Annotated in this window: 10 protein-coding genes and 1 tRNA gene; 10 read left to right on the forward strand and 1 reads right to left on the reverse strand. The window is 60.2% G+C overall.

The window, feature by feature from the left end; all coding sequences use genetic code 11:
• Positions 1-35 precede the first annotated feature (35 nt).
• The 10 genes from DF196_RS13955 (at position 36) to DF196_RS10030 (ending at position 5759) form a co-directional block, all read left to right on the forward strand.
• Positions 36-347, forward strand: a complete 312-nt coding sequence (locus DF196_RS13955; RefSeq protein ID WP_241519687.1) for a helix-turn-helix transcriptional regulator — start codon at positions 36-38, stop codon at positions 345-347.
• A complete protein-coding gene (locus DF196_RS09995) occupies positions 344-583 on the forward strand; it encodes a hypothetical protein (protein ID WP_109057685.1) in 240 nt (79 codons plus the stop codon). Before DF196_RS13955 ends, DF196_RS09995 begins: the two co-directional genes overlap by 4 nt.
• Positions 584-772: 189 nt before the next feature.
• A complete protein-coding gene (locus DF196_RS10000; protein WP_109057686.1) occupies positions 773-1018 on the forward strand; it encodes a hypothetical protein in 246 nt (81 codons plus the stop codon).
• Between the two features lie 3 nt (positions 1019-1021).
• On the forward strand, positions 1022-2404 hold the full coding sequence (locus DF196_RS10005) for an AAA family ATPase (protein ID WP_146194747.1): 1383 nt from the start codon (positions 1022-1024) through the stop codon (positions 2402-2404).
• A gap of 69 nt (positions 2405-2473) precedes the next feature.
• Positions 2474-2734 carry a hypothetical protein gene (locus DF196_RS10010; protein WP_109057687.1) on the forward strand — a complete coding sequence of 87 codons (261 nt, stop codon included), beginning with the start codon at positions 2474-2476 and terminating at the stop codon, positions 2732-2734.
• Complete coding sequence (locus DF196_RS10015; RefSeq protein WP_109057688.1) at positions 2731-3018, forward strand: hypothetical protein; 288 nt, start codon at positions 2731-2733, stop codon at positions 3016-3018. The genes DF196_RS10010 and DF196_RS10015 overlap by 4 nt, the downstream gene beginning before the upstream one ends.
• A gap of 104 nt (positions 3019-3122) precedes the next feature.
• Positions 3123-3449, forward strand: a complete 327-nt coding sequence (locus DF196_RS10020) for a hypothetical protein (RefSeq protein ID WP_109057689.1) — start codon at positions 3123-3125, stop codon at positions 3447-3449.
• A 494-nt stretch (positions 3450-3943) separates the two neighbouring features.
• Positions 3944-5137 (forward strand): phage major capsid protein, encoded by a 1194-nt coding sequence (locus DF196_RS10025; RefSeq protein WP_109057690.1) that lies wholly within the window; start codon positions 3944-3946, stop codon positions 5135-5137.
• A 92-nt stretch (positions 5138-5229) separates the two neighbouring features.
• Positions 5230-5382, forward strand: coding sequence for a hypothetical protein (locus tag DF196_RS13485; RefSeq protein ID WP_158276312.1), 153 nt, complete (start codon positions 5230-5232; stop codon positions 5380-5382).
• 104 nt (positions 5383-5486) lie between these two features.
• Positions 5487-5759: a hypothetical protein gene (locus DF196_RS10030; RefSeq protein ID WP_109057691.1), complete on the forward strand. Its 273-nt coding sequence runs from the start codon at positions 5487-5489 to the stop codon at positions 5757-5759.
• 396 nt (positions 5760-6155) lie between these two features.
• On the opposite strand, the gene DF196_RS10035 is transcribed toward DF196_RS10030, so the two are convergent.
• Positions 6156-6229 (reverse strand) — tRNA-Gly (locus tag DF196_RS10035).
• Between the last annotated feature and the right edge of the window lie 139 nt (positions 6230-6368).

Below are 6368 nucleotides of genomic sequence, written 5' to 3' on the forward strand. Positions count from 1 at the left end.
GACGTGTGTAGATAATAAAAAAGCAGGAGAATCACATGACTCAGGAATCTCGGTCAATATCAGCCGCCGTTATCGACCTTGACCCGCCTTCGGAGAGTGAAACCGTCTATAAGCGGCTTATGGCGCGTATTGCTGCCAGTCTTGACCCGCGTGAAGTCCGCATGAAACCGGAAGAGGCCGCCGTCTACATCCCAATGGACAAAGGCCAGCTAGCCCAGCTCCGCTATACCGGCAACGGTCCCAAGTTCCTCAAACCGTCAGGCCGCACCGTTCTTTACCGGAAAGGCGATATAGACGACTGGCTGAACGGCAGTGAACAGAACACCACACACGAGGTGAACGCATGACCGTCGCGCATATCGTGTTCAGCGCTCGCCAGCTTGAACAGGCGCAGGCATTGCCCAGGCGTTGCATGGATACCGTGATCGCCAGCGCGACGGATACGCCGGTCTCGTATTGGCGGACGTTGCGCGCGGAGGGCGTGGGCCCGGATTACCTGACCACAGTCAACGGCCGCGTGTTCTACAAGCGTGAAAGCGTATTGAACTATATCCACGCGCACCTGTGGAGGCCGGAATCATGAGTCACATAGTCGCTTTGCTGTTGGCGCTCGCCGCGTTGGAACTGACCGGCCTTGACCAATGGGCGTGGGTGTACGCGCTCGGACTGGCCGGGCTTCTCGTCGAAATATTCGCATATAGGGCCGGCGTCCGCCCCTCAGGAGAAAGAGCGAACGCCGATGATACCGAATCCCGAAAGCAAGGAGGAAAGAGTGAAAGACCTTGCGGTTTCCAATCTACCGGTAAAACACGTGAACGTGTCCGACGTATCCGCCCAGGTGCTCGCCGCCTTCCGCAAGTATCTGGACGCCGTAGCGAATTACCGGCGTTACCTCAACGAACTTGTCTATATGCAGACCTACCGGATACCGCCCGTAATCGAGTACCAGGGCGACGGGATACCCCGCACCCTGTCCGGGGAGCCGTTCGAGCCGTTGGAATGGAAGCAAGGTGAATAGATCATGAGCGCAGTGAGTGTCAGAACGAAAAGAAAAACCATGCCCGGCGTCGATGACATGCGCACGAACAAGATCGTGGGTGCCGCCTTGGGGCTGGATAACCTCGATAGGAAGACCGAAACGGCCGCGCCCGGTTCAGACTTTTCAGACTTTTTTCAGGCTTTACGTCCCGAAACCGTTGGAAACACTCAGACTTCACAGACTTTGCAGACTTTTCAGTCTTCCGGGGAAAACCAGACTTCACGACAGGACGACGAACCCGTGGTGCTGCACGGCAGCGAGTACACGGCGGAGAGTCTGGACGACGTGCCCATGCATGACGTGGACTATGTGCCCGGCTGGAAGCCCGAACTGCCCAAGCAGGCAGTGACAGCCCTCGTGGGCCCCAAACGCTCGGGCAAGTCCACCCTCGCGCTCAAGATCGCCGCCGACGTGTCCCATACCGGCCGTGTCCTCATCGTCCAGCGCGAGGACCCGTTGTTCATCGTCAAGTCACGTCTCAAGGCCATGGACGCCGACATGGGTAACGTGCGCGTCTTCACCAAGAGGACCAACCGGCGCGGGGCGGAGGTACGCGAGAACTTCACCGCCCGGGACCTCGACGCCATCATCCAGGTGGCCGAAACCGTCAGGCCGCTGCTTGTGACGGTGGACCCGCTGCACGCCCTCGCCAAGGGCGACTGGAACCGGCAGGACGCCGCCGACTGTCTCGTGGACCTCACCGCCATGGCCCAGAACCTCGATTGCGCCGTGCTCGGCGTGCTGCACGACGGCAAGAACCCGAACGCCGACGTGGACGTGAGCGCGTCCGGCTCCGATCAGTGGATAGCCAAATGCCGCTCGCATCTCGCGCTCGGCACGCCCCCGGACGACGACATGCACGCCGTCCTCCAGCAGGTGTCCGCATCCTACGCCGAGGGACGCAACCGGTATATCACTTTCGCGGTCAAGCCGATGACCGGCGACGACGGAAAACCCTACACCGTGCGTGTCGTGGAGGATATGCAGCCCACCGACCAGACCGTAGCCGAGCTCAAAAAGCTCAAGGCCGCGCTCAACGCCGAACCCGTGGACCCCGACCAATTGCCCGAGATGGCCAGGTGGGTTTACGACACCATCAAGATCAGGGGTACCCACGTGTTCGCCATCGACCTTCAGACATGGGCCAAGGCCAAGGACTACAGCCCCAACCAGCTCCGTCTCGCCTACCGTCAGGCCGGCGTGCGCCAGACCAAGCAGAAGTGCGTGCGCCCCCGCTCGATTCTCTATCTCAAGGACCTATGCAGCGAGGAGGACGCCCGCACTTGGGGCACCAACAACGAACCCGCGAACGGCGAAAAACCCGTAAAGACTGAAAAGTCTAGAAAGTCTGTGAAGTCTCAATGATTCCAATGGTTTCCGAAACCACAAGTCTGAAAAAAGTCTGAAAAGTCTGAAACCAAGAAAGGAAAAATCATGAACGATACCGACAACACTACCGTCCGGCCTATCGTCATGACCCAGCACACGCCCGCCCGGTGGCTGTCCGGCAACACGGCCGTGACCCTATGCGGAAAGACCGTCACCGTTACCCCGCAACTCGAAACCATGTGCGGACAGGCCCGGCGGGCCGGCGTGTACACCGAAGTCTCATGCCCGCTGTGCGAGGCCGCCAAGATCGTCAACGCCCTGCGCGTCGGCTGGACGCAACCACCATTGGAGGGATTCCGGTTATGACCATGCCCGCAGGGCCGCGCCCCTCGACCCGCGAACTTACAGCCATGTACCGGCTGGACGTGGACAAGCCGAGACGTGACGCGAGGGCGCTCGCCGGCGACCTGTTGCGTGCGGCCGCCTATGCCATGCAGGGCGGCGCGGAGTCGGTCACGTTCCGCGTCCCCGGCAGCCCCGAGACGGCCGCCGTCCAGGCCGCGTCCATGCTGCGCATAGCGCAGGAACTTCACCCGATACCCGCAGACGTCACCCACAGGTGGGATAGACCAAGCCGCGCCGACAGGTGAGGGAAAAAATTTACCGCCGCCGTCCACTGCCACACGCCACTAGGGGCGCGGGACGGCGACGGCATGGAATCCAGCAAGGGAAACCACGAGGAAAGGAACCCACAATGACCACCACCGACACCATGGGAGGCAACGCCACCGTGCATACGAATATCCGCCATCCACCCACGACCGAAACCATGGAGGCGGAAACACATGACCCCAACGGCCGCATCGTCTACCACAGGGTGCGCACGCGGGAACTCCAAGAGATCGGAGTGACCGTCACATTATGCGGCCGCCTGTTCTTCCGTACGCCGGACGTGGTGGCGTGGAAGCGCTCGCAAGACCCCGGCCGGCCCGGCTCGACCATATGCCCCATGTGCGAGCACGCATGGACCGAAATGCACGCCCTTACGCCACGCACCCGTGAGGATACCCACCACCGATAGCTCCAGACACAACGACCACACAGGAAGGGGCCGGCCATGCCGAGAAGAAACCGAAAAACCGCAAGGAACACCGAAACGGACCTGAGACACATCATCAGACGACTGAAAAGGGAACGGGAACGCGAAGGGCCCGCAAAGACGCAATCCGACACCACGACGAACCAACCGACAAAGCAAACCTCAAACAGTCGGTAAACCCCTAAACGCCGTGTGCGCTCGCCGGCATGCACGGAGAGCGCATGAGGCGCGATACAAGCCCGGTAACTGCCGTTTTATTCGACATGTTGCCGGGTTTTTCGTATAATGAGAGCAAGAAAGGTAATAGTAACGGTTATCAATATCAAAATAGGGAGGAATAGCGAATGAGCGACCTCATGAACGCACTACGCCGACGAATCCGCAGGTGGCGACGCCGCCGCGAGCTGCCGCAGCTCGAACGCATCGCCGAATACATCAACAAACTCGACATCTGACAACGAGGGGAACCAGCCGACATGAACATCTTGGAACAACTGGAAGCGGAGAAGGCCGCAGCCGGCAAGCTCGTGGAGAAGGGCGGGCCCGACGGCTCCAATCTCACGGAAAAGGAAATGAAGGAACTCAGGAACCATTACGAGAAGGCCAAGAGCCTCAAGGAGCGCGTGGAGCTGTTCAAGGGCGTCAATGATCTGAACTTCGACGGCGCGAACCCCGCCGCGCGGCGCGGCGGCGCATCCGCCCACCTGTCACTCCGCTCGCTCGCAAACGAGATCCCGAAGGAAATCATCAGCTACAGCGGCCGTTTTGGAGTGAAAGGCCTGTTGCAGTCGGGCCGGACGCTGCTCCCCGTGCCCATCATCAACAACGCCGAGCCCATCCCGACCATCGACGCGGAGATTCCGCCGCGTCTCGTGGACTATCTGCCCGCCGTCGGCCGCAAAGAGCCCGTTTACGACATCCTTTTTGAGACCACCCCCGAAGAAGACTCAGGCGGCGCGGCCGTTGTCCCCGAAGGCGCAGAGAAGCCCGTCAAGAGGCTTGGCCTGAAATTCAAGACGCAGAACCTTAAAGTCGTGGCCGTTCTCTCGGACGAACTGGACAAGTTCGTCCTACAGGACTTTTCGGCAATCAGGACATGGCTCGGCAATCGCCTCACCTTGGAGGTAATCAACGCCGTGGAAGACGAAATCCTTCACGGAGACGGCAGCGATAAGCATTTGCTGGGACTCGACCACATCGAGGGCGTCCAGACCCAGGAATGGGGAGGAAACATCCTCGATACCGTCATGCTGGGCGTGAACAAGGTGGAAAGCGTCGGCGTGGCCGCGCAACTCATCGCATTGAGCACGACGGACTGGATGAACGCGCAACGATGGAAGGACGCCGAAGGACGCTATTACATGTCCCCCAGCATCATCGACCCAGTGGGCCGAACCATGTTCGGCTACCAGGTCGTGCAGGTCCCCGGCCTTGAAGCCGGCACCGGCTGGGTTATCGGCGCCGGTTCCGTCGCCCTCAGCTTCGGTGAGGAAATGCACATCGAGTGGAACCCCTACAGCGGATTCACCCGCAACACCATCCGTGCCCGAGTCGAGAACCGTTACGCACTCGACGTGTTCCGCGCCCACGGTCTCGTCAAGCTCGATTTGTCGGGCCAGACCGACACCACCGGCATAGCCAAGACGCTGCGGGTGGACGCAGCCAAGTAAAGAATGTCTTCCGGCCGTGTTTCCTTCTCGCGGCCGGGACACACAGGGCGGCGGTGGAGGAAGCGCCGCCGCCCATCACGCGGAGGTTCCCCATGCAACGCGAACGCATAGCCGAATGGGTCGGCGAGATCGCAGGCCGACAGCACACGCCGGCCGTGCAGCTGCTCGCCCTCATAGCCCGCCAGCTGCTCGACATCGACGCCAGACTGGAACGCATCACCGACACGCTCGACCCCGAGGGATAAGGGGCGGTAGAAAACCGAAAACCACCCCGGCCGGGACACTGCCCGCGTGGCCGCTCTTCCTCCCCCTCCGCCGATTTTTCACCCAACTCGAAAGACGCCAGACCATGAGCCAGACGCACATCAGGGCCGTGAACAGGACCATAAAAGCGCTCGGACTCGACGCGGACGACCGATACAACGCCATAGTGGAAGTCTCCCGCACCCTCGCCCGCCAGATGGACACGGCCGGCACCGAACCGTCAACACGCCTAGTGGCGGCATACCTGAGCGCCCTGAAAGACATCAACCGCGCCCGTCCCTTGCAAGCCGCCCCGGGAACGGCGAGAGAACCCGACGATCTTGACGCATACCTCAGCCAATGCGGACTAGACGACTGACCACAACCCTCACCGAGAAAAAGCGCCCGACACATGCCGGGCGCTTTTTCATACCCGCACCGTGCCGACCCGTGATTAACCGTTATCACTCGTTGCTCTCTCTGGAGAGTGAAATCTGCTCCCTTTGCTCCCTTTGGGTCATTCCGCCATTCTCGCGTGCTCCCTTTGCGCTCCCTTTGTGCGCTGTATGCTCCCTTTGGGAAATTCCAACGTTTTGAGGTCATTGGGGAGTCTGGGAAGCGAAAAATAATCCTCTGGACCTGCTCTTCCGGGATTGTGGCATTGGAAAGCTCTCAATCAGTGGAATTATAGTGTTTGTTGTCACGTCGTTGTCATGGACGACGACACTATGGTTATGAAACGCAAAGGACCGTTGGAATTCCAACGGTCCTTGAGTGGAGCGGATGACGGGAATCGAACCCGCGTAATCAGTTTGGAAGACTGAGGCTCTACCATTGAGCTACATCCGCGTTAGGTCGTCGCTTTTGGCGACTTGAGACATTATACATAGGAATGCGACGCAAGCAACCCCCGACGTGCCTCACGTTTTTTGAGCGCGTAGGGTGTGGTGGTGCCTCATCGGGAATGAGCGCGAACGGTATCGGTCCT

The organism is Bifidobacterium callitrichidarum (genome assembly GCF_003129905.1).
GTDB classification, from domain to species: Bacteria; Actinomycetota; Actinomycetes; order Actinomycetales; family Bifidobacteriaceae; genus Bifidobacterium; species Bifidobacterium callitrichidarum.